General features: G+C 49.1%; 1 protein-coding gene. It reads left to right on the forward strand.

What is annotated here, in order from left to right:
- Window positions 1-151: 151 nt before the first annotated feature.
- On the forward strand, window positions 152-1,029 hold an 878-nt coding region (locus HG1285_RS00130), incomplete at its 3' end, for a nitrate- and nitrite sensing domain-containing protein (RefSeq protein WP_008289751.1).

The raw sequence follows: 1,029 nt of genomic DNA on the forward strand, positions 1-1,029 counted from the left end.
CGCCGTTCATCTCTGTCTCCTCCTGGGATTATGGAATATAGCATTATCCTATAAAAAGAAGTCTTTTGCAAGGTCATCACTGCGGAAATGTTTACTCTGATTCTCGCTTCAACCTCCGCTAAATAAGACGACTTATAATGAGAGTGGAGCCATGGGTATAAAACAGAGGATATCGCTTTCTTCGGCTGTACCCTTAGCATTCCTCGTCTTGCTGTCCCTCATCCTCTCTTACAACTACTGGACTGAGTTTTCTTCCGCTAAGAAGAACTCCGCTCTGTTTGAGCTGACGAGTGCATCCCTCAACCTCGTCCACGAACTCCAGAAGGAGAGGGGCATGAGTGCAGGCTTCGTGGGTAGCGGAGGGAGAAAATTCGTTAAAGCCCTTCCAGAGCAGAGGGAAGAGGTTGATAAGAGGATAGAAGCCCTTAAAGAGGTATTAAAGGGCAGGAGCTTTTCCAGGGAGGTTCAGGAGTCTCTACAGACCATACTCACAGAGCTTGAGAGACTTACCTCCATCAGACAGGAAGTTGACGGTCTCAGCATACCGGTGGCGCGTGTGGTTAAGTTCTATACCTCCATAAACAACGACCTCATAGGACTTATAGCTTCAGCCGCCAAGAACACCTCTGACGTCCAGCTCGCCTCAAGGATACTTGCCCTCAAACACTTCTCCTACGCAAAGGATCTTGAGGGGATAAAGAGGGCTCTCGTAAGCGTCATATTCTCAAGGAACAGACTTGAGAGGGATATACTGGCGAGGTACAAGGAGGTTGAAGGCAGAGAGGAGGCTTTTCTTACCTCCTTCAGGGATGTATCTCCGCCTGAGTACCTCTCGGCATACGAGAAAGTGACCGGTAGGCAGGAGTTCATATCAGCCCTGGAGCTTGAGAGGCTTGCACTAACGAAGGAGAGTGATTACGGTGTTGATCCCGAAAGATGGTTTGAAGTCCAGACGGGGAAGATAAACCTCCTTAAGGAGCTTGAGGACTACATGCTTTCGGACATACACTCCCTCGTGCTGAGCATCAG

The sequence above is a fragment of the Hydrogenivirga sp. 128-5-R1-1 genome, from assembly GCF_000171895.1.